Source organism: Undibacterium sp. Ji83W, assembly GCF_049340385.1.
Classification (GTDB): Bacteria; Pseudomonadota; Gammaproteobacteria; order Burkholderiales; family Burkholderiaceae_D; genus Undibacterium.
In genome coordinates, this window is record NZ_JBMPOZ010000002.1 from 497,981 (window position 1) to 523,368 (window position 25,388).

At 50.2% G+C, this 25,388-nt stretch carries 26 protein-coding genes; 9 read left to right on the forward strand and 17 right to left on the reverse strand.

The genetic code is table 11. The features are described from left to right. Position 1 precedes the first annotated feature (1 nt). The 10 genes from ACO0LD_RS06355 to ACO0LD_RS06400 all read right to left on the reverse strand — a co-directional run bounded on the left by ACO0LD_RS06355 (position 2) and on the right by ACO0LD_RS06400 (position 7,471). Positions 2 to 286: a 2Fe-2S iron-sulfur cluster-binding protein gene (locus ACO0LD_RS06355; protein ID WP_423004867.1), complete on the reverse strand. Its 285-nt coding sequence runs from the start codon at positions 284 to 286 to the stop codon at positions 2 to 4. Then, positions 279 to 1,406 (reverse strand): NAD(P)/FAD-dependent oxidoreductase, encoded by a 1,128-nt coding sequence (locus tag ACO0LD_RS06360; protein WP_423004869.1) that lies wholly within the window; start codon positions 1,404 to 1,406, stop codon positions 279 to 281. The genes ACO0LD_RS06355 and ACO0LD_RS06360 overlap by 8 nt, the downstream gene beginning before the upstream one ends. 38 nt (positions 1,407 to 1,444) lie before the next feature. Beyond that, positions 1,445 to 2,341, reverse strand: coding sequence for a dihydrodipicolinate synthase family protein (locus ACO0LD_RS06365; protein ID WP_423004871.1), 897 nt, complete (start codon positions 2,339 to 2,341; stop codon positions 1,445 to 1,447). A gap of 315 nt (positions 2,342 to 2,656) precedes the next feature. Further along, a complete protein-coding gene (locus ACO0LD_RS06370; RefSeq protein ID WP_423004873.1) occupies positions 2,657 to 3,259 on the reverse strand; it encodes a HupE/UreJ family protein in 603 nt (200 codons plus the stop codon). 26 nt (positions 3,260 to 3,285) lie between these two features. Next, complete coding sequence (gene ureG / locus ACO0LD_RS06375) at positions 3,286 to 3,930, reverse strand: urease accessory protein UreG (protein ID WP_422949721.1); 645 nt, start codon at positions 3,928 to 3,930, stop codon at positions 3,286 to 3,288. Positions 3,931 to 3,954: 24 nt separating this feature from the next. Then, positions 3,955 to 4,635, reverse strand: a complete 681-nt coding sequence (locus ACO0LD_RS06380) for an urease accessory protein UreF (protein WP_423004875.1) — start codon at positions 4,633 to 4,635, stop codon at positions 3,955 to 3,957. Positions 4,636 to 4,637: 2 nt separating this feature from the next. Next, positions 4,638 to 5,156 carry an urease accessory protein UreE gene (gene ureE, locus ACO0LD_RS06385; RefSeq protein ID WP_423004877.1) on the reverse strand — a complete coding sequence of 173 codons (519 nt, stop codon included), beginning with the start codon at positions 5,154 to 5,156 and terminating at the stop codon, positions 4,638 to 4,640. Positions 5,157 to 5,159: 3 nt separating this feature from the next. Beyond that, on the reverse strand, positions 5,160 to 6,857 hold the full coding sequence (gene ureC / locus ACO0LD_RS06390; RefSeq protein WP_423004879.1) for an urease subunit alpha: 1,698 nt from the start codon (positions 6,855 to 6,857) through the stop codon (positions 5,160 to 5,162). Further along, the gene (locus tag ACO0LD_RS06395) at positions 6,854 to 7,159 is read right to left on the reverse strand and encodes an urease subunit beta (RefSeq protein WP_305260214.1); all 306 of its coding nucleotides are present in this window, start codon (positions 7,157 to 7,159) and stop codon (positions 6,854 to 6,856) included. The genes ureC and ACO0LD_RS06395 overlap by 4 nt, the downstream gene beginning before the upstream one ends. 9 nt (positions 7,160 to 7,168) lie before the next feature. Beyond that, the gene (locus tag ACO0LD_RS06400) at positions 7,169 to 7,471 is read right to left on the reverse strand and encodes an urease subunit gamma (RefSeq protein ID WP_110253278.1); all 303 of its coding nucleotides are present in this window, start codon (positions 7,469 to 7,471) and stop codon (positions 7,169 to 7,171) included. A 289-nt stretch (positions 7,472 to 7,760) separates the two neighbouring features. Here ACO0LD_RS06400 and ACO0LD_RS06405 point away from each other — a divergent pair, with 289 nt between their 5' ends. From ACO0LD_RS06405 to ACO0LD_RS06430, 6 genes are all read left to right on the forward strand, one after another. Continuing rightward, entirely contained in the window at positions 7,761 to 8,363 is a 603-nt protein-coding gene (locus tag ACO0LD_RS06405) for an RNA polymerase sigma factor (RefSeq protein ID WP_423004881.1), read from the forward strand. Between the two features lie 8 nt (positions 8,364 to 8,371). Continuing rightward, a complete protein-coding gene (locus ACO0LD_RS06410; protein ID WP_423004883.1) occupies positions 8,372 to 8,866 on the forward strand; it encodes a hypothetical protein in 495 nt (164 codons plus the stop codon). Positions 8,867 to 8,907: 41 nt separating this feature from the next. Beyond that, complete coding sequence (locus ACO0LD_RS06415; protein WP_423004885.1) at positions 8,908 to 10,125, forward strand: hypothetical protein; 1,218 nt, start codon at positions 8,908 to 8,910, stop codon at positions 10,123 to 10,125. A gap of 75 nt (positions 10,126 to 10,200) precedes the next feature. After that, a complete protein-coding gene (locus tag ACO0LD_RS06420; protein ID WP_423004887.1) occupies positions 10,201 to 10,599 on the forward strand; it encodes a hypothetical protein in 399 nt (132 codons plus the stop codon). A 452-nt stretch (positions 10,600 to 11,051) separates the two neighbouring features. Next, positions 11,052 to 12,011: a threonine ammonia-lyase gene (locus ACO0LD_RS06425; RefSeq protein ID WP_423005045.1), complete on the forward strand. Its 960-nt coding sequence runs from the start codon at positions 11,052 to 11,054 to the stop codon at positions 12,009 to 12,011. 178 nt (positions 12,012 to 12,189) lie between these two features. Continuing rightward, positions 12,190 to 13,134, forward strand: coding sequence for a VTT domain-containing protein (locus ACO0LD_RS06430; RefSeq protein WP_423004889.1), 945 nt, complete (start codon positions 12,190 to 12,192; stop codon positions 13,132 to 13,134). A gap of 5 nt (positions 13,135 to 13,139) precedes the next feature. Here ACO0LD_RS06430 and ACO0LD_RS06435 read toward each other — a convergent pair whose 3' ends face one another. Then, a complete protein-coding gene (locus ACO0LD_RS06435; RefSeq protein WP_423004891.1) occupies positions 13,140 to 14,036 on the reverse strand; it encodes a LysR family transcriptional regulator in 897 nt (298 codons plus the stop codon). 97 nt (positions 14,037 to 14,133) lie between these two features. Here ACO0LD_RS06435 and ACO0LD_RS06440 point away from each other — a divergent pair, with 97 nt between their 5' ends. Continuing rightward, positions 14,134 to 15,198 (forward strand): NAD(P)H-binding protein, encoded by a 1,065-nt coding sequence (locus tag ACO0LD_RS06440; protein ID WP_423004893.1) that lies wholly within the window; start codon positions 14,134 to 14,136, stop codon positions 15,196 to 15,198. Here the strand turns inward: ACO0LD_RS06440 and ACO0LD_RS06445 are convergent. The 6 genes from ACO0LD_RS06445 to urtA form a co-directional block, all read right to left on the reverse strand. Further along, entirely contained in the window at positions 15,142 to 16,020 is an 879-nt protein-coding gene (locus ACO0LD_RS06445) for an urease accessory protein UreD (RefSeq protein WP_423004895.1), read from the reverse strand. The two genes, ACO0LD_RS06440 and ACO0LD_RS06445, sit on opposite strands and share 57 nt — an antisense overlap. Before the next feature lie 28 nt (positions 16,021 to 16,048). Next, complete coding sequence (gene urtE / locus ACO0LD_RS06450; RefSeq protein ID WP_422640600.1) at positions 16,049 to 16,747, reverse strand: urea ABC transporter ATP-binding subunit UrtE; 699 nt, start codon at positions 16,745 to 16,747, stop codon at positions 16,049 to 16,051. A gap of 12 nt (positions 16,748 to 16,759) precedes the next feature. Continuing rightward, positions 16,760 to 17,605 carry an urea ABC transporter ATP-binding protein UrtD gene (gene urtD / locus ACO0LD_RS06455; protein WP_423005047.1) on the reverse strand — a complete coding sequence of 282 codons (846 nt, stop codon included), beginning with the start codon at positions 17,603 to 17,605 and terminating at the stop codon, positions 16,760 to 16,762. A gap of 5 nt (positions 17,606 to 17,610) precedes the next feature. Further along, entirely contained in the window at positions 17,611 to 18,720 is a 1,110-nt protein-coding gene (gene urtC / locus ACO0LD_RS06460; RefSeq protein ID WP_423004897.1) for an urea ABC transporter permease subunit UrtC, read from the reverse strand. Next, positions 18,717 to 20,315: an urea ABC transporter permease subunit UrtB gene (gene urtB / locus ACO0LD_RS06465; RefSeq protein ID WP_423004899.1), complete on the reverse strand. Its 1,599-nt coding sequence runs from the start codon at positions 20,313 to 20,315 to the stop codon at positions 18,717 to 18,719. The genes urtC and urtB overlap by 4 nt, the downstream gene beginning before the upstream one ends. A 98-nt stretch (positions 20,316 to 20,413) precedes the next feature. Beyond that, on the reverse strand, positions 20,414 to 21,667 hold the full coding sequence (gene urtA, locus ACO0LD_RS06470; RefSeq protein ID WP_423004901.1) for an urea ABC transporter substrate-binding protein: 1,254 nt from the start codon (positions 21,665 to 21,667) through the stop codon (positions 20,414 to 20,416). A 629-nt stretch (positions 21,668 to 22,296) separates the two neighbouring features. Here urtA and ACO0LD_RS06475 point away from each other — a divergent pair. Together ACO0LD_RS06475 and ACO0LD_RS06480 are read left to right on the forward strand one after the other, a co-directional pair. Continuing rightward, positions 22,297 to 23,619 (forward strand): ATP-binding protein, encoded by a 1,323-nt coding sequence (locus ACO0LD_RS06475; RefSeq protein WP_423004903.1) that lies wholly within the window; start codon positions 22,297 to 22,299, stop codon positions 23,617 to 23,619. 79 nt (positions 23,620 to 23,698) lie between these two features. Further along, positions 23,699 to 25,324 (forward strand): EAL domain-containing protein, encoded by a 1,626-nt coding sequence (locus ACO0LD_RS06480; RefSeq protein ID WP_423004905.1) that lies wholly within the window; start codon positions 23,699 to 23,701, stop codon positions 25,322 to 25,324. Positions 25,325 to 25,388 lie beyond the last annotated feature (64 nt).

A 25,388-nucleotide genomic window follows, 5' to 3' on the forward strand; every position in this document is an offset into this window, starting at 1 on the left:
TTCAGGCTCCTGTACCAGTAGCTTCGGTATTGATCACCATGCCCGAGCGACAGTATTCCTGGCAAGCCAGTTTATGCGGCTGACCATTGATACGCACCCGGCACTCCTGACATATGCCCATGCCGCATACGGCAAACCGCGGCTGACCAGAAACCGACTGACGTGTTTGCATATTGTCATACCGCATCAGGGCCGCAGCCACACTCATTTCTGTTGTGGCCTCAAAGGGAGAGCCATTAATCCAGATTTTTGCGATTATTTTTGTGTCCGGGCCGTGCTCACGCATATTTCAACTCCCGCACAGGAAAAAAACGTTCAGGCGAATAATGCTGATGATCTATTTCCCCTGCCCGCCCGGCAATCTGGTCTGCCAGCATTTTTGCTGTCGCCATGGCCGTCGTCACACCCAGCCCTTCATGCCCTGCTGCCAGCCAGACGCCTGGCAGTTCAGGATGAGGCCCGATAATGGGATGACCGTCGGGCGATGCCGGACGCATGCCTGCCCAGGCGCGTATGATTTGCATGTCGGCCAGGCAAGGCAATAGCTTCATGGCGGACTGCAAGACAGCACCCAGTACTTTGGGGTCCAGGCTGTTGTTGGTTTGCCCATCCTGTCTGCAAGAACCGATCAACCATTGCCCGTTGCTGCGCGGCTGCACATTGGCCGCCACGGCCAGTGCATCTGCAGTAACTGCTGCCTGACCATAATTCATGCTGACGATTTGATGTGAAAGACGACCGGGATAGCGGTCAGTAATCGCCAAATGGCCTTTACGGCCAAACACGGCAATTTCAGGCAAGAGCCTGGCTACTTCCAGCCCGGCAGCGACGATGATGATATCTGCAGTCAGCTTGCTGCCATCAGCAAAAATCAACTGGTTTGCTGCTAGCTGTGCAACACGGTTGCCCAGAATCAGATTACCACCACGCTTGACCAAAAGCTGAGCCATGAAATGTGCGAGTTTGGGCGGGTACACCACGCTATCGCCAAACACCCTGACGCCACCAGCAAGACCGGGACGCAAAGCAGGTTCCAGTTTTTGCACCTGCTCACCAGTCAAGGCTTCGGCACGCCATAGCCGCGCATTCATTGCTTGCGCACGATGATGTGCCTCCGAAAGCTGGTCTTCGTTTTCTGCCACCCACAAGGTGCCACATTGACTGACTTCACCTGTACCTGGAAATTCAGTGAAGAAGTCTTTCCACATACGCAAAGACAGCAGGCACAAGTCCAGCTCTTGCTCAGTTTCGTCCAAAGCGACCAGGTGCCCCATACCTACTGCAGTTACTCCACAGCCAGGGGATGCCGCATCAATCAAACTGACCTGATAGCCTTCTTCCTGCATTTTCAAGGCACAGGTGGTGCCGACTATGCCGGCACCAATGACACATACTGTCGTTTTCATTGATATGTTTCCTGTGCCATCACATCAACTTAAAAATATCAGTTAAATGTTGGCAAAACCGGACGATTGGCGAGAGAAGCGCTGACCACTTGCTCTACACGGGTACGCAGAGCACCTTCCAGTGGCAGACGCGGCGCACGCACGCGGTCATTGGAATCGAGGGCCAATGTTTCTACCAGCTTGATGTTTTGTACCAGATAAGTGGAGACATCCAGGTCCAGCAAAGGACGGAACCAGCGGTAGATATCGAGCGCTTCGTTATAACGGCCAGCCTTGATGAGACGGTAAATGGCGACTGTCTCATGCGGGAAAGCCACCACCAGACCAGCTACCCAGCCTGTTGCACCTGCAGTCAAGGCCTCAAAAGCCAGGTTATCTACGCCAGTGAACAAGTCATAACGGCTACCCAGGCGATTGATGATTTCTGTAGTACGGCGGATATCGTCAGAAGATTCTTTTACTGCCACAAAACGTGCATCATCAGCCAGTTCTTCCAACATGTCTGTCGTCACATCAACGCGATAAGCCAGACGGTTGGAATAAATCATGACAGGCAAATCACCGGCTGCAGCGATGCTGCGCAAGGTTGCTACGGTTTCGCGATGATTGGTGTGATAGATGGTGCTAGGCACAACCATCAAGCCATCCGCGCCAGCTTTGGCAGCTTTTTCTGCCAGGGCACAGGCGTCGCGTGTTGCCGCCTCGGCGACGGTCAAAATGGCAGGTTTGTTGCCTGTCACTTCTTTTGTCAATTTCAGCACATCGATACGCTCGGCATGCGATAACAAAGGGCCTTCGCCCAGAGAACCGCAAGCGATCAGACCATCACAGCCGGCATCCATCAAATAACGGAAGCAGCGTTCCATTTCCTTGAAGTCCAGCGTATCGTCCTGGTTGAATTTTGTCGTAACTGCGGGAATGACGCCTTGCCACATGATATTTGCCTTGTCTCCGGATAAAACCGGTCAATTTTTGAAAATCAATCAAAGAACCTGATGCTGACAAATCGCGAAGAAATCGATCACAGTAAATATAAGCTATTTGCAAACTTATTTCACGCGCTGCCAGATTCGAACATGACAAAGTGTAAGCCTGCAAAGAGGCCCTGTCTTGATGTTTGTATGCATTTTGAAAGACGAAATCGGCACAGTCGATTATTACTGTGTGACAAGAGGGGCAGACAAGGATAATTCACTCATCCTTGTCCATCAGACAAAACTTGGAGACTACGGGAAAGAATCAAGCAAAGTTCAGGCAAGTGAGGACAGAAAAAAAGCACCCGCGAGGGCAATACCCACACCAGCAAAACGTGGCAATTTGCCAGTGAGCATTTTTTGCGTAATATTGCTGGCAAACCAGCCCGCAGCATGAATCAGGGCCGTCGCCAGTACGAAACCTGCACCATACAACACCGCAGATTCATTCGCTGGCATTTCCTGACCGTGTGCATAGCCATGCGCCATTGCAAATATGGACACCAAAGCGACGCCTGCACTAACAGGCAATTTGACCGCAAAACTGATCAACAAACCAAGGATAAGCACTGAGGCCGCGATACCGTGCTCCACTCCAGGTAATGCGATGCCTGCCAAAGCCAGCGCACCGCCAGCAATCATCATCAAGGGAAAACTGGCTGGTATCAACCAGGCACGCCCATGTTTTTGTTGCGCCGCCCAGATACCTATTGCCAGCATGGCCAGCAAATGGTCGAACCCGGTAAATGGATGGAGAAAACCATCCTGCAGGGCATTCATGGAATGCAGCACACTGTCATGCGCCATAGCTGGCAATGAAATCATGGCACTGCCCAAGGCTGCGACCACATACAGGCAACGCAATTTATTAAGTTTCATATTTAACTCCAAATCCAGATTGAAAATTAGTTTTTAACTTCGTCCAGCATGCCTTGCTGACGAATAAAGCTGACCACTGCTTCCAACCCGTCGCCTGTACGCAGATTGGTAAATACAAAGGGGCGTTCGCCACGCATGCGCTTGGCGTCTTGTGCCATGATGTCGAGATTGGCACCTACATGTGGTGCCAGGTCGGTTTTATTGATGATCAGCAGATCAGAGCGGGTAATGCCTGGCCCGCCCTTGCGCGGGATTTTTTCGCCACCGGCTACATCGATGACATAGATGGTCAGGTCTGAGAGTTCAGGGCTGAAGGTGGCCGCCAAATTGTCACCGCCAGACTCTACCAGTATCAAATCAAGGTCAGGAAAATCTGCACTCATGCGTGCTATGGCTTCCAGGTTGATGGATGCATCTTCACGTATGGCGGTGTGAGGGCAACCGCCTGTTTCCACCCCCATCAAACGCTCGGCAGGCAATGCATCTGCACGCAGCAGGATTTCCATGTCTTCCTTGGTGTAGATGTCATTGGTGATAACGGCCATTTCATAATGATCACGCATGCTTTTGCAAAGCATTTCGCAGAGTGCAGTTTTGCCGGAGCCGACCGGGCCACCTATGCCTACGCGCAGGGGATTTGGTTCCGGGGAGCTTAAATTTTGGGTGTTCATCTATTCGTTTCCTGTTTTTAATTTTTATGATCTATACAAGCGGCTGTATTGCACCTCATGCTGCATGGACAGCAAAGACAGCCCCGGTGCCCAGTTCGATAGCTGATCATCTTCCAGTTCTTGCGCCAGCCTTGCAGCTTTTTCCAGTTCAGGTCGCAGCGAAAGCAGTAAACGCTGCCCGGACACCTGACCAAGGGGAATGGATTTCACCCCTACCAGCACCTGATTTTCTGCCCATGAAAACAGCATACCCAGCAAAACCGATTCCGGCGGCACCTGCAAGGCAACTGCTGCGGCTGCCATGGCCGTGGGCAAAGGTAATTCATGCTGTGCCAGCAAAATCGCCAGTAACTCAGCATCGGCAATCTTCAAGTCATTCACCAGTTTGCCCAGCGAATAACCCATCTGTATGCTCTCTGCCCGAAATTCTGAGGTGTCCCTGGCGGCAATGAACAAACCTGTCCAGTGCGATACTGCAGCCAGGTCCCTGCTCTCAAAAGCCTGTAACAAGCGCCAGAGTATTGGCGCTTCGAAACGGGCCACCACTTCATGCAGGCAATTGATAATCCACTCCCTGGCTGTGGCTTCGTTACGTACCAGGCCTTTTTCTATAGCGGCTTCCATGCCTTGCGAATAGCTATAGGCACCGATGGGCAAAGATGGGCTGGCCAGTTGCAGGAGATGAAGTAAGGCCGCAGATTGCATGCTCAAGCCTTGCTGTCTGAAGGACGATGTATGCGCTGGCGCAAAGGTATCGGTGCCAGTGGATTATGCGGATGCCCGTCATCGCCACCATGATGATGGCCGCCACCATACGCTCCAGATTCCGGCTCAAAACTGGCCTGCTCTTCAGTGACGACTGCGCCCAGACCTTGCAGCATTTCCTTCAGCACCGGGTCCTTGCGTATGCGCAAGAACCCATCGCCGACTTGGGCCTGGGTATGCCGGTTACCCAAATGAAAAGCACAGCGCAATAAATTGAAGGCAGTATCACATTCCACTTTATACGTAGGTTCAGCAGCCGCAATGACTTCTATCACGCGGCCATCATTACCCAGCATCAAGTCACCATGGCGCATGACTGTACCGCGCACGGTGAACACGGCCACATCTTCTCCGCTGGCAAGGGTGGCACGCAAACGGCTTTTTTCACGTAATTCATACGGCAAAACCAGTTGCCCGTCGATGCTGTCTGCAGTCTCTATCTTTGTTTGTAATGTGAGCATTGTTTAAAATAAAAAATAACGTTGGGCCATGGGCAGGATTTTTGCCGGTTCACACACCAGCAACTCGCCATTGGCACGGACTTCATAGGTTTCGGAATCGACTTCCATTCTTGGCGTCAGGCTATTGTGTATCATGTCCTTCTTGCGAATCTGACGCGTGTTCTTGACAGCGATCAGGGTCTTGTTCAGCTTCAGCTGTTCTGCCAGACCAGCATCCAGCCCCGCCTGCGAGACAAAGGTAAACGACTTTTTCAGACCACCTCCAAATGCACCAAACATCATGCGGTAATGCACAGGCTGCGGTGTTGGTATCGACGCATTCGGGTCACCCATCTGGGCAGCCGCGATCATGCCACCCTTGATGATCATCGATGGCTTCACGCCAAAGAAAGCTGGCTTCCACAAGACGATATCGGCAATCTTGCCTACTTCCAGCGAACCAACTGCATGGGCAATGCCATGGGTCAGTGCAGGATTTATGGTGTATTTGGCGATATAGCGTTTGACGCGGAAGTTGTCATGACGCGCATTGTCTTCTGCCAGCGAACCACGCTGCTGCTTCATCTTGTCTGCCGTTTGCCAGGTACGCATGATGACTTCACCCACACGGCCCATGGCCTGGGAATCGGAAGACATCATCGAAATGGCACCGATATCATGCAAAATATCTTCCGCAGCAATGGTTTCACGCCGTATGCGTGATTCGGCAAAGGCAATGTCTTCTGCAATTGCCGGGTCCAGATGGTGACAAACCATGAGCATGTCGAGATGCTCGTCCAGGGTATTGACGGTATAGGGTCGGGTAGGATTGGTGGATGATGGCAACACATTCGCCTCACCCACCGCCGCAATAATATCCGGAGCATGACCACCACCTGCACCTTCGGTATGGAAGGTGTGGATAGTCCTGTCCTTGAATGCCGCCAGGGTGTGCTCCAGAAAGCCGCCTTCGTTCAGCGTATCACTGTGGATGGCAACCTGCACATCCATCTGGTCTGCCACAGTCAGGCAATTGTCGATGGCTTGCGGAGTCGTGCCCCAGTCTTCATGCAGCTTCAGACCTATGGCACCGGCTCTGACCTGCTCTTCCAGCGGCAAAGGCAGGCTGACATTGCCCTTGCCCATAAAACCCAGGTTCATGGGAAACGCATCTGCCGCCATCAGCATCGAATGCATATGCCAGGGGCCAGGCGTACAGGTGGTGGCTGCCGTGCCAGTGGCCGGGCCAGTACCGCCGCCCAGCATGGTGGTGACGCCACTCATCAATGCTTCTTCTATCTGCTGCGGGCAAATGAAATGGATATGCGAATCGATACCACCAGCAGTCACGATCTTGCCTTCACCAGCAATAATTTCGGTCGCGCCACCAATGGCCATGTCAACGCCGGACTGTATGTCTGGGTTACCAGCTTTTCCTATACAGGCAATCAAGCCATTTTTTATGCCTATATCTGCCTTGACTATGCCCCAGTGATCAATGATGACAGCATTGGTGATGACGGTATCCATGACTTCAGCATGCGGTCTTTGTGATTGGCCCATGCCATCGCGTATCACCTTGCCACCGCCAAATTTCACTTCTTCACCATAGATGGCAAAGTCTTTTTCAATTTCTATGAACAGACCAGTGTCTGCCAGGCGGATGCGATCACCCGTGGTTGGTCCGAACATCTCAGCATAAGCATGACGTGAAATTTTCATAGCGCCCCCATGACTTTACCGCTAAAGCCATAGACTTTCCGGTCACCCGCCAAAGCCACCAGCTCTATGCTGCGCTGCTGCCCCGGTTCAAAACGTATGGCCGTACCGGCAGCAATATTGAGGCGCATGCCATAAGCCAGTTGGCGCTCAAATTGCAGTGCAGGATTGGTTTCATAAAAATGAAAATGGGAGCCTACCTGTATCGGCCTGTCACCGCTATTGGCTACAGTAATGCTGACGACAGCACGACCGACATTCAGTTCTATGTCCCCATCCTCTATCAGGGTTTCGCCTGGTATCATGGTTTTCTCCTAAGGAATGGGGTGATGGACGGTAACCAGTTTGCTGCCATCCGGGAATGTCGCTTCGACCTGGATATCAGGAATCATTTCCGGCACGCCTTCCATGACATCGGCACGACTGAGTATTTGCGTGCCTTCCGACATCAGTTCTGCCACCGTCCGGCCATCGCGCGCACCTTCCATGATGGCAGCGGTGATCAGGGCGACTGCTTCTGGATAATTCAGCTTCAGGCCACGCGCCTTGCGCCGCTCTGCCAACAAGGCGGCGGTAAATATCAGCAACTTATCTTTTTCTCTGGGTGTCAGATCCATATCTTCTTTCGCTTATTGTCTGTGCTATCACCAAACTTATTATTTATCGCCATTTGCAAAATAACAAGCAAGTCCACATAAGTGACAGGCCATCCCTCTAAAAACATTATAAAAAGCAACACAGCAAGTTTTGAACCAAGGGCAAATAGGCTGGATTGCAAAAATGCGCACCAAACAAAGGCGCAATCTCACCAAGTTAGTGCATTTCATATAAATGCAGATAGCGCGAAAATAATTGGAACTTTTAATGCCCCTGAGGGTAATACCTTAAAACAACCAACAAATAAACGTGGATAACCAAGAGACAGATTCCAGCTTGCTGACACAAATGCGCGACGGTGATGTTGCTGCATTTCAACGTCTGTACCAGCGTCATCAGGGGCCTATCTATCGCTATGCCCTGATGCGATGTGGTCAGAGTGCGCTGGCAGCGGACGTGGTGCAGGACGTTTTCATGGGTTTGCTGAGCAAGTCTTACCGATATGACGCAGGCAAGGGCAGCTTGCAGAATTTTTTGTTTGGCGTAGCCAGGAATTTACTACTGAAACAGGACCAGACAGAACGCCGCCGCCAGCCATTACCAGGTTATAGCGAAGAAGATGGAGAAGAAGTTTTGATGAGTGAAACAACAGAACCGGCGGACGCCATCTTCCATCAGCAAATGACTGAGCATGTGCGGCAAGCAGTAGCGGTACTGCGCCCCCATTATCGTGACGTTATTATCTTGTATGAATTGCAGGAACTGTCGTACGCAGAGATAGCCGTGATTTGCGACATAGATATAGGAACAGTGCGCTCACGTCTGTCAAGGGCGCGGGCCGCTATATTGGAATATAGCGAAAGACTGGGCTGGCGACCTGACGCAGCAGCAAAAACCGGAACACAAAGATGAAAGACCTTATGAATACCCCACAGGACGCCAGCAATACAGATGCCGTGCTGGACCAGCAGTTCAGCCTCTTGCGCAAAGATTTGCAGGAGCTGAATACGCCAGTTGCGATTGAGCAGACTTTATTGCAAGCTTTCGCCAAGCAACAGGCCAAGGATAAAAAACAGGCACGCAGCAGACGTTTGCGCCCGTGGCTGGCAGGTTTGCTGACGCTGAGTGGCAGCTTTGGTCTGGTCATGCTGACGGTCATGTTCCCTGCATCGCAGCATCAATTGACGCCGGACAGCACCACTGTTTCAAGTACAGAGCTTCCCCCTTTCGTCGCACTGGTACCGCTGGAGCGCCTGAATAACGAAACACCAAGCATGCTGGAAGCAGAAGTCCCGGCTGCCTGGCTCGCCAGCCTGGGCATGCCAGTCTCGCCAGAAATAGCCGGTGACATGGTGCAGGCGCAAATGCTGGTCGCTGCCGATGGAGAACCATTGGCCATGCGACTCTTGAAGTAAGCAAGATCAAAAAACAAACGACACACAGAAAAGGAAGTATCATGAAAACCAAACTGCCACTCTTCATATTGTTAAGCTCTGCCTGGGCCATGGCACATGCCAATACAGACAGTGACACTGCAAACTCAAGCGAAGAAAAACCTGTGCGTCGCCACGTGGAAATCATACAGGTGCCTGCAGTACCACCGATGCCGCCCATTCCACCGATGCCAGCAATGTCACCTATGCCCTCTATGCCACCCATGCTGGCACTGGCAGATATACCCGACTCAAAAAACATCAACAAAATCGTGTCTGACGCCATGAGCCAGGCGTTTGTTAGCATGCAGGGCGTGCACAGTATCAAGCCAATTAAAAATGCACCTTATAGCGCAGAAATCGTCACAGAAAAAACCCAGACCCTGGCCGATGGCAACCAGATCAGCAATAAAACCAGCAGCTTAAGCTACCGCGATGCCGCAGGCCGCACTCGCCAGGAAGCACGCGACAGCAAAGGAAATATCCAGCATGTTGTCATCATGGACCCGGTTGAAAATCTGCGCTACATCCTTATGCCAGAAAAAAAGATGGCCACCAAAATGCACATGGGTAAAGACCTTGATGAAAAAATGGCCAACGTCAGAGAGAAACTTGATGCGACCAAAGAAAAACTGGACAAACTGAAACAGGAAGGAAAAACCGTCAGCGTAGAAACCCAGCGCAGTGGTGACGAAGTTATCGTCAAACGCATAGAACGTAAAACCAGCGGTGACAAAGCCGAAGGCAGCAAAGACGTGCGCGAAGAAGTCCAGGTCAGAGTGATCCGTGCTGGCAACGCTAGCGACATCCCAGCTCTTCATACCAGCCTTAGCTCGACATCAGGCAATTTCACCAGCCTCATGGCACTTAGCCCCATGTCCATGGCATTCCTGGATAACCGCTGGACAGCAAAAGGAAACACAAAAGACCTGGGTAGCCGTGACATTGATGGCGTACGCGCGGAAGGCAAAATGCGCTCCTACCAAATTCCTGCTGGCGAAGTCGGCAATAAAAATCCTATCACCGTCAGTTCGGAAAGCTGGTACTCACCAGAACTGCAAATGACAGTCTATGCAAAACAGACGGACCCACGTACAGGTGAATGGAATTACAAGCTGAATAATTTGAAACGCACAGAACCTGCGGCGACATTATTTGCGGTACCTGAGGGTTATACTGTGAAAGAAATACCTGCGGTACCAAAAATCGTCGTTGAGAGGCGTGAGGAAAAGAAACCTTGAATTGAATAATTGGTTTTCCATGTGATCTGACGATGACCGTAGTTATATCCTGGCCTCGTCAGATCACATTTGCTTATGGCAAATAAAATCAACAGACAGAAAAATATGGGAATAGAGTTAATTATCGAAAGACGTGACAGATTGGCAGCACCGATCTCCATCGAAGAGTGGTTTCAGTTCGTTGCAACACAAGCAGACCTAAGATTCCGAACTGAGGCGCACATCGCAGTCAATCCAGTAGATGCATCAAAAGTAAATGTTTTTGCTGGCGATGGAGAAGTTGAAATTCTGGTCAAGGACAGATGGCTTCCTTTTTTTCGACACAATAGGGGAAAGTTACGTACAAAGTATCAAGAAAGTTTCGAAGATCCATTGAATGAAATTCGGATTAAAATCATTTTCATCGCCAAGGCCATGAACTCAGTTATCAGAACTGATGCTGATGATGAAATTTTAAATTGGGAGTCTCTATGAATCGTTTTTTTGCAAATGTTCGCAGGATGCATTTGTAAAATACCCTCTTGCCATCCCCTGCAAGATCGGTTACAGTTTTCCTATGCAAGCAATTACCCGTCCTCTGCTGAACACGAACTCATGCGCTATTGAAGCCGCATCTGTTGTCGTTTGCAGGCTTGCGTTGTCTGCCTCCTCCATCTGCGACATTTCCATTATTCGAATTATCCGGGGTCGTTAAGCTACGGCGTATGCCGGTGCCTGGCGGCCCTTCAGCTCATCCTGTTCTGATGGATCGGGCATAGGTACGCTCGCGCCCTCTCTGATTCTTTTCTGCTGATTCTTATCCTGGAGTTTTTATGTCTCATGTCGCTACAGACAGGCCTTCGCACGCCCCCTCATCTTTGTCATCCACCTTACAGAGTGCAGGCTTTCCTTATCCTTCGCTGGCAGATATTCGCAAGACTGCTGCCATGCTGTCGCAACAGGTTTTGCATACTCCAGTCTGGCACTGGCAAACCGGGTCTGCCCTGGACAAACTGGAGCCTGACACTGAAGTCTGGCTAAAACTGGAGTTATTCCAAAAAACTGGTACGTTCAAATTGCGCGGGGCTTTGAATTGCATATCTGCGCTGGATGCAGATGCGCGTGAGCGTGGTGTGGTTGCTGTCAGCGCAGGCAATCATGCAATGGCAGTTGCCTATGCGGCCAAACTGGCAGGCGTGTCTTGCAAGGTGGTGCTACCACGTCATGCCAGCCCTACCCGTATCAAGGCTTGTCGACAGGATGGTGCAGAAGTGATACTGGAAGCGGACATGCATAAGGCATTCGCACTTGGACAGCGCATCGTTGAAGAAGAGCAGCGCACCATGATCCACCCTTATGACGGGCCACTGACCGCACTAGGCACTGCAACTGTGGGACTGGAACTGATGCAGCAGGTGGTGCAACTGGATGCAGTGATCGTGCCTATCGGTGGTGGCGGTCTATGTGGCGGCATTGCTTCTGCAGTCAAACAACTGGCACCACATTGCGCCGTGTATGGGGTTGAACCTTATGGTGCAGATGCCATGTACCGCAGTTTCCAGTCTGGTCAGCCAGAGAAACTAAAGGAGGTTGACAGCATAGCCGACAGTCTCTGCGCACCATATGCCATGGATTATAGTTTCAGAGTATGCCAGCGTTTTGTGGATGAGATTGTCAGGGTCAGTGATGACGAAATCTGTACTGCGATGTCGGATTTATACCATGACGTCAAACTGGTGGCCGAACCTGCTGCAGCGGTTGCCACGGCAGGCTTGTTTGGCCCCTTGCGCGAACGACTCGCAGGCAAACGGGTGGCAGTGATTGTTTGCGGCTCGAATGTCGATTCAGCCAGATATGCAGAGTTGCTCGCCAGGGCTGGATCATCAGCGCATGGACTGGCTGCCTGATCTGGAAATCTCGAATACCGTTGAAAAGTGGCTGCGCAGTTTGCAACAGGCATCACATGCATGATATGCAAAGTCTTGCAATGCCCTACAATAGGGGTTCACTGAGGCATAAACATATACGGATTTTACATTTACCGTTCTATGCCGGTTCACAGCATGATTACTAATGGAATTGCATATGCAACAAGGCTGGCTGGCAGATTTTTTTCGTCAAAACGATAGTTTGATGGTGTTTGTCAACGTCTTGCTGCAGCAACTGGGCTTGCCTGTGCCAGCAGTGCCGACCATGATGTTCAATGCCAGCCAGGCCACACAGTCAGGGCAATTACTGGTTTTGTTGATGGCAGCAGTAGCCGCTTCGCTGATTGCTGACCTGATCTGGTATCAGGCAGGCAAGAAGTTTGGCTATAGCGTGCTGAAGTTTTTATGCAAGATGTCAATCAACCCTGGGTCTTGTGTGAACCAGACGGAAGCACGCTTTCATCGCTGGGGCGTATGGTCGCTGGTGGTGGGCAAATTCATCCCCGGCTTCTCTACTGTGGCACCACCGGTAGCAGGTGCTTTGGGTATGCCGCGTACGTCTTTCATGCTGGCGTCTGCCGCAGGCGCAGCTTTATGGGCGGGGCTGGCTTTGCTGGCAGGCTTTGCCTTGCAGGCGCAAATTGAAGCTGGTCTGGTATTTTTATCGGCACAGGGCATACGTATTGCGGCAATTTTTATTGCCCTGGTATTGAGCTGGCTGGCCTGGAAATTCTGGCAAAAGAAACGCTTTGAAAAACTAGCGTCCATCCCTCACTTCAGTGCGACTGAAATGTCAGACACGCTGAAAACCAGCGCCCTGCCCCATATCATCGATTTGCGCAGCCCGGCGCTGATTGCAGAAACAGGGACCATACCCCATGCCATGGTCAGCGAGGTCAAACAGGTTGGCAATGCGGCCAGGCATTGGTCGCAGAATGAAATGATCATTACGATATGTGCCTGCCCTGGCGATGCTGGCGCAGTACACGCTGCGCATACCCTGAGGCAGTTGGGATTTAAAGATGTCAGACCATTTGCAGGCGGTTTTGACGCATGGCAGGAACTGTCTGCCCAGCATCCGCACTTGCTGGTCAAGGTTTGAGTACTTCACGCCTTCTGCAGCAGGGTCTGTAGCTCCTTGACCAGATGATCAAAGGTAGTCCGGTAACGTTGACTGGACCGCAAGTCTTCATGCATGACTACCCAGACTGGGAAATCGATTTGAAATTCATCTGCCAATACCCGTTGCAACTGGGTATGCTGCTGGGCTAAGCCAACTTGGCAAATACCTATGCCATAAGCTTTGCGTATGGCAGCAAACTGCACCAGGTCGCTATCAGCACGCAAGGAAAAGTCAGCGCGCTGCACCTGCGGGTAACGTTTTTGCAAAGCCCGGATATAGGGAAATTCCCGGTCATAACCGATCACGCTATGGTTTTTCAGTGCCATCAAATCAGCTGGCATACCATGGCGCGACAGATAATCGACATGAGCATAGTAACCCAGGCTGATCGTACCAGCACGACGGGCGATCAATGCATCTTGCAAGGGCTCGGTGTTGCGTATGGCAATGTCTGCATCACGTTTGAGCAAATCCTGCGTGTGGTTGGTTATTTGTAGTTCTATGCTTAGTTCTGGATAGCTTTGCTGCAAGCCCGCCAGCATGCCTGGCAATATCTCTACACCCATGACTTCTGATGCGGTAACACGCACTGTGCCTCTTATCTCATTTGCTTCTGAAGACACACTGCGCAGCAAGGCGCTTTCGGTTGCCCGCAAGCTTTCTGCATAAGGCTTCATTGCCAAAGCGGCGATGGTGGGTGACAGGCCAGACTGATTGCGCACAAACAAACTCGTACCCAAGGCCTGTTCAAGAGCCTCGATATGCCGCCCCACTGTCGGCTGGGTCAAACCCAGGGCACGGGCAGCGCCTGATAACGACCCTTCTTCCAGCACCGCCAGGGCAGTACGGTAATAGTCCCAGTGTATATTTTTGTCATCCATACAGAAATGTATATCACCTATGCAGTTTTAGAGAATTGTATATAGCCTGGCAAAGATACACAATGACTACATCAACCAAACATTAAGGAGTAACAAAATGAATCAGCAAATATCCAGCAATCACGCAAATGCGCAAACAAATAAACAAGCCCTGGTATTAGGTGCAACTGGCGGCGTAGGTGGTGAAGTGGCGCGCTTGCTGATGCAGCGCGGCTGGCAAGTCACTACTCTGCATCGCAACCCTGATCAAGTGAAAGATAAAACGGCAGCGCATATCTGGATGAAAGGTGATGTCATGGTACAAGACGATGTGGTGCAGGCTGCCGCCGGAAAATCTGTCATCGTCCACGCTGTCAACCCACCTGGCTACCGTGACTGGGAAAAACTGGTACTGCCTATGATAGACAACACGATCGCAGCAGCCCAGGCCAGTGGCGCACGCATCCTGCTGCCAGGCACGGTTTATAATTTTGGTCCAGATGCTTTTCCATTGATTGCAGAAAACGCGTCGCAGTTCCCTATCACCAAAAAAGGGAAAATCCGGGTAGAGATGGAACACCGTTTGCGTCTGGCTGCCAGCAAGGGTATCAAATCCCTCATCGTCAGGGCTGGTGACTTCTTTGGTCCCAAGGCAGCCAATAACTGGTTTTCACAAGGCCTGGTAACACCTGGCAAGCCAGTGAGTGTAGTGCGCTACCCTGGCAGTGCCGGCGTTGGTCATCAATGGGCGTACTTGCCGGACGTGGCAGAAACCATGGTGCGTTTGCTGGAACGTGAAAACGAACTGGGTAATTTTGCCCGCTTCCACATGGAAGGCCATTGGGATCATGATGGCAAGCAAATGGTTGCCGCAATTGGCCGCGTCACTGCCCAGCCAACATTGAAAGCGAGCTGGTTCCCATGGCCTGTCTTCGCTCTGCTGGCACCTTTCCAGCAAACGTTGAAGGAAATGCTGGAAATGCGTTACCTTTGGCGTACAGAAGTCAAAATGTCGAACCAGGCTTTGGTAGACTTTTTGGGTGAGGAGCCACGTACACCGCTGGACGTGGCAGTTCGTTCCAGCCTGGCAGGTCTGGGTTGCATCAAGCGTAATGCAGGCTATGAATCAAGTGTTCCAGATGCGCGGAATTTTAGCATCACACCCAATCACGACAGGGCGTAAATGCTGCCACACCATCTGCATCCAGAGCCGGGCAACTTCACTGGAGTTGCCCAGGTAGCGTGCAACGATGACAGACTTCATTTGCGTGACGCCGCACATGGCTTCCGCTTCACGCTCAGACAATAAGGCCGATGTTTGTTCACGCAAAACCTGCAATTGTTCACCGGACAGCATGGCACCAGAAGCCAGTACCATCGCCGACACTGATTTGCCGTTCAAACCTAGTGGACTTTGCATGGCAGGACTGCCACCTTGCAAACTGCCCTGTTCATGCCAGATCATCCTGCCTTCACGATAGATGCTGCAATGCTGCTTGATCCTGCCGCTGTTATAGGTCTCGCCAGAGGCAGTGCGACCAAAACAGAAAATATCAGCCGCAATCAGCCTGGCATCTGCCGCCAGGTGTATGGTCTGCTGCAAATCGACACAGGCATCGTCAAAAAAGATGGTTTCTTGCGGCAGCCATTCCAGCCTGGCACCTGCATCAAGTTTCAGATTGACATGTTGCGCTGATATGTAGCCGTTACTGCGATACCATTTCGCTGCACCTGGTGTCGTCACCAGTGCATGGGTGTCAGCAGCCAACTTCACATCAACCTTTAACTGGTCGCCGCCGACTACTCCACCTGGGGGATGGATGATGATGGCATGGCAAACTGCATCACCTTCAGGATACAAAGGCTTTTGCACACGCAAGGGGCCGTTGTGTTTGCGCTCCGTCAGGCGTGTGACATCGCCATCCTTGCTAAAGCCCAGTTGCAGGCTGGCTTGCCAGTGTGATTTTGTGATACTTGAAGGTAATGCGGGACTGCAGACATCCATATTCAGCTAGCGAGAGGTAAAGACTGCACTATACCGCCAGATGCCGCTTGACGTCATCACCATCCATCAATTCCTGGCCGCCATAGGCCACCACTTCACCGCGCGACAACACGACAAAATGATCTGCCAGTTCGCGGGCAAAATCAAAATACTGCTCGCACAGCAAGATGCCAATGTCGCCACGTTCACGCAGCAGGCGGATAACGCGACCTATATCCTTGATGATGGATGGTTGTATGCCTTCAGTAGGCTCATCCAGGATGATGAGCTTGGGTTCGGCCAGCAAGGCGCGGGCGATGGCGAGCTGTTGCTGCTGGCCGCCAGATAAATCACCACCACGCCTGTGCAGCATTTCTTTCAATACGGGGAAAAGCTGATATACCTCATCCTTGATTTTGCCTGCCTTGCGTGCGGGCAGACTAGCCATGCCCATGAGCAGGTTTTCTTCGACGGTAAGACGGGCAAAAATCTCACGGCCTTGCGGCACATAGGCTATTCCTGCCCTGGCCCTGTCATGCGGCGAGAGCTTATTGATGTCGCGGCCTTCAAAGGTGACCGTCCCTTCAGTGACGGGCAAAACACCCATCAGGCATTTCAGCAAACTGGTCTTGCCGACGCCATTACGGCCCAGCAAAGCCATGCACTCACCTTTTTTCAGTGACAGTGAAATGCCACGCAAGGTGTGGCTGGAACCGTAATGCTGATGCAGTTGTTTGACTTCAAGCATGCTTAGCTTTCATTAGCGTCCCAGATAGACTTCAATCACGCGTTCATCAGCCTGCACTTGTGCCATTGTGCCCTCGGCAAGTACAGATCCCTCATGTAATACCGTGACTTTGCCCTGTTGCGCAATTTCAGTGACAAAACCCATATCATGCTCGACTACCATGATGGAATGCTTGCCGCGCAATTCATTGAGTAATTCAGCAGTGCGTGCGGTCTCTGCATCTGACATGCCAGCCACTGGCTCATCGAGCAAGATCAATTGCGGTTCCTGTATCAGCAGCATGCCTATCTCCAGCCACTGCTTTTGGCCGTGCGATAGCAAACCGGCCTGTCTTTGCTCTTGTCCATCCAGACGTATCAATTGCAGGATGGCGGCGATCTTGTCTTTTTGTTCGCTGTTCAAACGAGCAAACAGCGTGGTCTTGACACGCTTGTCCATTTTCATGGCCAGCTCAAGATTCTCAAATACACTGTGCTGCTCGAACACTGTTGGTCGCTGGAACTTGCGTCCTATGCCAGCATGGGCGATATCCACTTCGCTCATACGTGTCAGGTCCATGGTCTGGCCAAAGAATGCAGTGCCGGATGTGGGCCGGGTTTTACCGGTGATCACATCCATCATCGTGGTTTTACCAGCACCATTGGGGCCGATGATGCAGCGCAGTTCACCTACCGAGATATCCAGGTTCAAGTTATTGATGGCCTTGAAACCATCAAATGAAACCACGATATCTTCCAGGTAGAGGATAGCGCCGTGGGTGGTATCCACACCTTCCTGCTTGATGCGGCCATAAGATACGCCCTGATCGCCAGTAGCACTCTCGTACTGCTGCCCTGGTCTCAAGACGCCACTCATCATATAAGTCATGCTGGCTCCCGCTGTTTTTTGAACTTGCTCACCAGGCCCAACACACCTTGCTGCATGAACAAGGTGACCAGTATGAACAGCAAGCCCAGTGCATACAGCCACAGGTCAGGGAAAGCCGCAGTGAACCAGCTTTTCAGGCCATTGACAGTAAAAGCACCGATGATAGGTCCCAGCAAAGTACCACGCCCGCCAACCGCGGCCCAGATCACCATTTCTATGGAATTGGCTGGCGACATTTCAGACGGGTTGATAATACCTACCTGAGGTGCATACAAGGCCCCGGCAATACCACAGAGTATGGCAGACAGCGTCCAGACAAACAGCTTGAACCACAAGGGGTTATAGCCGATGAACATCAGCCGTGATTCTGAATCACGCACAGCCTGTAGTACGCGCCCTAACTTGGAAGTGACTATCCAGCGGCACAGGAACAAAGCTGATAGCAAAATCAGCAAGGTAATCAGGTACAAGGCTGCCTTGGTGCCAGGTGCTGTGATGGTAAAGCCCAGAATGCGCTTGAAATCAGTAAAACCATTATTACCGCCAAAGCCAGTGTTATTACGGAAGAACAGCAGCATGAAGGCAAATGTCATGGCCTGGGTGATGATGGAGAAATACACACCCTTGATGCGGGAACGAAAGGCAAAGAAACCAAAGATAAAGGCCAGCACACCAGGCACCAGCACCACTAGCGCCATGCAATACCAGAAGCTGTCGGTCATCGCCCAATACCAGGGATAAGTTTTCCAGTCCAGGAAGACCATGAAGTCAGGCAGATTGCTTTGATAGACACCATCCCGGCCAATCGCACGCATCAAATACATGCCATGCGCATAGGCACCCAGTGCAAAAAATACCCCATGTCCCAAGGACAAAATCCCGGTATAACCCCAGACCAGATCAAGCGCCAGCGCAGCCAGGGCATAACACATGAACTTGCCAACCAGGACAATCGTATAGCTGGAAATATGCAATACATGGCCAGCAGGAAAACTCAGATTGAGGATAGGTAGCAGTACGGCAATCACGGCACACACCAATATGCCTGTCCATGCAGGCCTGGAAAACAGGCCCGTTGCTGTTGCAATTGTTGTAGTCGCACTCATTCCACACTCCTGCCCTTGAGCGCAAACAAGCCTTGCGGTCTGCGTTGTATGAAAATGATGATGAATACCAGGATGACGATCTTGGCCATAACGGCACCCGCCACCGGCTCCAGGAATTTATTCACTTCGCCCAGGCCAAAAGCCGCAATCACGGTACCCGCCAACTGCCCTACCCCGCCCAACACCACGACCATGAAGGAATCAACAATATAGTTTTGCCCCAGGTCAGGGCCGACATTACCCAATTGCGACAAGGCCACACCACCCAAACCAGCAATTCCTGAGCCCAGACCAAAAGTCAGCATGTCTATCTTGCCAGTTGCCACACCTACGCAATCAGCCATCCGGCGATTCTGTGTCACGGCACGCACGAACAAGCCAAGGCGTGTCTTGTTCAAGATCAGCCAGACTGCCAGCACCACGAACAGGGCAAAAAAGATAATGATGATGCGGTTGTAAGACAACACCAGAGAACCCAGCACCGTGATACCGCCAGACATCCAGGAAGGATTGGCAACTTCAACATTTTGCGCACCAAAAATCGAGCGCACGGCCTGCATTAAAATCAAGCTGATACCCCAGGTGCATAACAGAGTCTCCAGCGGGCGACCATATAACCAGCGTATCACCGTTCTTTCCAGCAAAATGCCAACAGCGGCAGAGACCAAAAAGGCAGCGGGCAGAGCCAGCAACAAATAGGCATCCACAGCACCGGGCATGAATTTGCGGAACAACATCTGGCAGACATAGGTGGTGTAAGCGCCTATCATCAGCAATTCACCATGCGCCATATTGATGATACCCATCAGGCCAAAGGTGATTGCCAGGCCCAGGGCAGCCAGCAATAATACGCTGCCAAGGGAAACACCATAGAACAGGTTGCCGACAAATTCCATGCGCGCGAGACGACCATCGATGGCATTCAATGTATTGGCGGCCTCCAGGCGTATGCTGGCATCCGCTTCGTTGTAACTACCATCGGGATTTTGTGCCAGCATTTTTTGCAGCACAGGTTTTAAATTGGGGTTGGGGCTATCCAGCAAAGCCTTGACTGCTGCCTTGCGCACCACCGGGTCACTGGCTTGCAAATTGGCGGTGGCAATCAGCATTTGCAGGCGAGATTTGATTTCGCTATCGTTTTCTTTCAGATAGGCTTTGTTCAGCAAGGGCAATTGCTCTGGCGTTGCTTCTTTTTCCAGTGCCGTGGCAGCGACGAGCCGGGTATTTTTGTCTGGTGAAAATAATCTCAGGCCTGACAGAGCACTATCCAGGGCAGCACGCAGACGATTATTGATGGTGATTGCCTCGGCATCATCCGGCAGCTTTTGCATTTTCCCAGTGCTAAGATCCTTTGCCTGTTCGCCATCTACCAGATAGACGGCGACATCCTTGGCAAATAAAGTTTCATTTTTCAGTGCAGTCAATACTTCTGCCGCCTCTTCATTACCCAGGGCTGCTATGGAATTGACTGCGGTAATACGCGCATCAGGATCCTCACCCGCCAACGCCTGCAAGAGCTTGCCATCAATAGCAGCGTGCGCTGTCAGACTGAACACGAGCAAGACCAAGCTCGTGCAGATTTTACGAAATATCATAAGCAACCAGGTCAGGGATGGGAAATCAGGAACAGTACCCAGGGCAATCGATGTGAAAGCCCTGAGTGGTCTGCGTCAATCCTTAAACACTTATTGAATTACAGCTTCTGCTTGCCTTCATTGCCCGGAATGAAAGGGCTCCATGGTTGCGCGCGGATAGGTGTCTTGGTTTTATAGACGACGCTGAACTGACCATCCGCCTTGATCTCGCCTATCATGACTGGCTTGTGCAGGTGATGATTGGTTTTGTCCATCGTCAATTCAAAACCGGAAGGTGCCTTGAAAGTTTGCCCGCCCATGGCAGCAATGACTTTGTCGGTATCTGTGGACTTGGCTTTTTCAACTGCCTGCTTCCACATATACATGCCTACATAAGTCGCTTCCATAGGATCATTGGTCACCACTGTTGCGGCATTAGGCAGTTTTTTGGCAACTGCATAGTCTTTCCATTTCTTGATGAATTCGGTATTCACCGGGTTTTTCACAGACTGGAAGTAATTCCAGGCTGCCAGATGACCCACCAATGGCTTGGTATCGACACCACGCAATTCTTCTTCACCGACTGAGAATGCGACGACAGGCACATCCGTTGCCTTCAGGCCAGCGTTGCCGAGTTCTTTATAGAATGGAACATTGGAGTCACCATTGATGGTGGAGATAACCGCAGTCTTGCCACCCGCAGCAAATTTCTTGATATTGGCAACAATGGTCTGGTAATCAGAGTGGCCGAATGGGGTGTAGACTTCATCAATGTCAGTATCCTTGACTCCCTTGCTATGCAGGAAGGCGCGCAGGATTTTGTTGGTGGTGCGTGGATACACATAGTCAGTACCCAGCAAGACAAAACGCTTGGCACCACCACCCTCTTTCGACATCAGGTATTCTGTGGCAGGAATAGCTTGCTGGTTAGGCGCAGCACCTGTGTAGAAAACATTCTTCTCCAGCTCTTCACCCTCATATTGAACCGGGTAAAACAGCAGGCTATTGAGTTCTTTGAAGACGGGCAATACGGATTTACGCGATACCGAAGTCCAGCAACCAAACACCACGGATACTTTATCTTGCGATACCAGTTGGCGGGCTTTTTCGGCAAACAATGGCCAGTTAGAAGCAGGATCAACGATCACCGCTTCCAGTTTTTTGCCCATGACACCACCTTTGGCATTGATTTCATCTATCGTCATCAGGGCCACATCTTTGAGCGATGTCTCCGAGATTGCCATAGTGCCAGACAGGGAATGCAGAATGCCGACTTTGATGGTATCGGCGGCCCGTGCCTGCGTAAGCCAGCCAGAAGCGGCCAGGGTCATTGCGGCGACAGCAGTTGCTTTCAAAACAGTACGACGTGACATGTTTTCTCCTGATAGTGGTGAGGTCATGGAAAGAAAAACCGAACTTCCACCAAGTGGAGTAGCAGATAACGTGCCAGCTGATAAAAACAAAAAACCAAGCACGAATTCCAATAATTAAATAGTTACAAATCCGGCAGAGGTAGATGCGCACGAAGTCAAACAAGTCAGGAACAAGAAAACTTGCTAACTATTCCAGTGCACAGAGCTGAGGAAAACATTAGAAAAAATTGGCGAAAATGATGCGAAACGATCTTTTAAATATGCCAACTCCACTTTTCGGTGCATCTGCGCGCTGAAATTGTGCGAAAAATAAGACCGCCACCTGTTATGTAGTCTTACTTGCAGTCTGAATAAAAAAGCAAAATGCCTTTAAAAGCATATCGAAAAGCAACAATTCATCAAAAACGCAATTTTCTTTAATCTGACCTAAGCCGATGTTTTATTGGATTTAATTTATGAATCCTTAGTAAAAAATATGCAATTCTCGGGATATTGATACGAAGCAGAGCTAAAACATATAAAACCTGTTTGAAAAAAATAGCACTTTATATACTTGTTGCTCTAATATGTAGACATAAGGGAATTTTAAAAAAAGCAATATTTTTATTGATTGTTTCCTAATGGTGGTCATGGTGAATCAATTTGATGAATTCAGCGTTCTACCCGCAGCTAATGCTGCCCCTCTGCCCGCTTCGGTAGTAGGTATCTCCACGGATGCCAGGCTTCAATACCTGATAGACAATACCCCAGCTATCATCTACAGCAGTGTGCCCACGGGCGATTTCAAAATGACTTTCGTCAGCAACAACGCCTTGCATGTACTTGGCTATCATCCTGACGAAATGGTCGCGGACCCCAATTTCTGGTTTGAGCATATACATCCTAGTGATGTACCCGAGATTTTCTCCAGCATTGCCAAACTGTTTACCGAGGGTGAAAGAACCTATGAATACCGCTTCATGAGCCGTAGCGGCCAGTATGTCTGGATGCATGACATGTTGAGGTTGATACGTGACAAAGATGGTAATCCTGTTGAAGTTGTGGGTTCCTTGACTGACATCACCAAACGCAAGGAGATGGAAGCAGCCTTGTTCAAGAAAGGTGAAGAGCAACATCTTTTGATCAAAAAACTGCAAGAAGCCCACGAGCAGCTATTGCAATCAGAAAAAATGGCTTCGGTCGGCCAACTGGCCGCTGGTATTGCACACGAAATCAATAACCCCATAGGTTTTATCAATTCAAATATCGGCAGTTTGCAAAACTATGTAGAAAAATTATTTGAAGTCATCAATCAGTATGAAGATTTGATACAGCAACAGTCCCCACCAACTGCCGTCAGCAAAATGGATGAACTAAAAGAAAAGGCGGATCTGGAATTTTTAAAGGAAGACATACAGGATCTGGTGCGTGAGTCCATGGATGGGCTCAAACGCGTGAAAGATATCGTGCAGTCTTTGAAGGATTTTTCTCATGTCGGTGAAACAGACTGGCAGGAAGCCGATTTGCACCAGGGAATAGACAGCACCCTCAACATCGTCAAAAACGAGATCAAATACAAAGCCAATGTCGTCAAGGAATATGGCCAGGTACCATTGGTGAAATGCATTATTTCCCAGGTCAATCAGGTAGTCATGAACTTGCTGGTGAATGCCTCACATGCCATCAAAGAAAACGGCATGATCAAAATCAGCACTGGATGCGAGAAAGACATGGCATGGATCAAGGTATTGGATACCGGCTCTGGCATCCCGCAAGAAAACCTGAATCGCATCTTCGAACCTTTTTTTACGACTAAACCCGTAGGTAGTGGCACTGGCCTGGGTTTATCACTTTCCTACGGCATCATCAAAAAGCATGGCGGACGCATAGACGTACAAAGCGTCATGGGGAAAGGGACTTGCTTCACCGTCTGGTTACCTTTGCATCAGACAAATACATCGACTGAGTCATGATACTGCTCTCTATTAGTCAGCCGGCAGAATCGCATACAGCATATTGAAATCATATTGAAGAACAGACAGGGCTATCGCCATGAATACGATAGAACAAGACAGTATCGATATAGAAGCTGAACTCAATGTCGCCATTGATACCAATGCATTGCATTTGCACTATCAACCTACAGTCGATTTGCAGACAGGACATGTGGTTGGAGCAGAAGCATTGTTGCGCTGGCAGCATCCCATCCATGGCAAGATCCCACCTGCAGTACTTATTCCGGCCGCCGAGAAATCTGATCTCATCGTGCGTCTGGGTGAATGGATTATCAAGCAGGTTTGCAAAGATATCGTCCACTGGAATTTGACAGGTCTGAATCCCCCCTGTGTTGCCATTAATATCTCGCCCATACAATTGCAAAGCAGCGACTTTAACAACCGTCTCTCTGGAATTCTGGAAAGTATGGCTGTCACGCCAGATAAAGTATCACTGGAAATAACGGAACAAATACTGATGTATCGTAGCGACAGTATAGATAAAGTCTTCAGCGACTTCAAAAAACAAGGATTTACTTTATCACTGGATGACTTCGGTACTGGTTATTCAGCCCTGAGTTATCTCAAACATTATCCGTTCGACTATGTCAAGATCGATCGGTCTTTTGTTCAGGAGTTACCGCACAATCTAGACGATGCATCCATTACCAGAGCTGTTATTTCCATGGCGCACAGTCTGGGTATCAAAGTCATTGCCGAAGGAGTCGAGACTGAGGCCCAATGCAAATTCCTGAGCGATAATATGTGCGACCAGATACAGGGGCATTTCTTCGCAAAACCCCTGGACTCTGAGCAAATGCAACTTTTCCTGCAAGAGAAACCAGTTCTGGACAAGCATTTACTGCGCTTGGGAAAACCTGATCGCACCCTGCTTCTAGTAGATGACGAACCTAATATACTGAGTGCCCTCAAACGTCTGTTACGCAGAGATGAATACCGCATACTGACAGCTGGCAGCGGCCATGAAGGTCTAGAGATTCTTGAAAAAAACAGGGTCGATGTCATCATTTCCGACCAGAGAATGCCAATAATGACGGGAGTAGATTTTTTACGAAATGCGAAAAAAAAATATCCTGATACAGTTCGCATCATCTTGTCTGGTTATACCGAACTACAGTACATCACAGATGCCATCAATGAAGGTGCTATCTATAAATTCCTGACCAAGCCTTGGGACGATGAGCAAATACGTGCGAATATACGGGAAGCATTTCACTATAAAGAAATGGAAGATGAAAATCGGCGTCTGACTTTGCAAGTTCAAACAACAAATCAGGAACTGATCAGCGCCAACAAGCAACTGGCTGAAATGCTGGAACAAAAACAAAAACAAATCAGTCGTGATGAGCTGAGTTTGAGCATCATACGTGAAGTTTTGCAATATGTGCCCTTGCCCATCATTGCAGTCGATGACGAAGACATGGTGGTTTTCATCAATAACTCTGCTGAAAAAATTATTCCGCCATCAAGACTGGAACTGGGTTGTCAGATCGAGTACATGATACCGGACGCAGGCCCGGGAATACGCGAGTTTTCTGAAGGACTCTGGTTTCCCGTGCAGGTACACGGTCAACTTTATAATGCGCAGTGGAAAAACCTGGGCGCGAAACATAAATCAACGGGAAAAATCGTCATGCTGATGGATGATCGTAATCGCCACTAAAAAAAGCAAACCTGCACATTGAACATCAGTCACAGATCAGGACAAAATAAAAGAATTGCGTTAC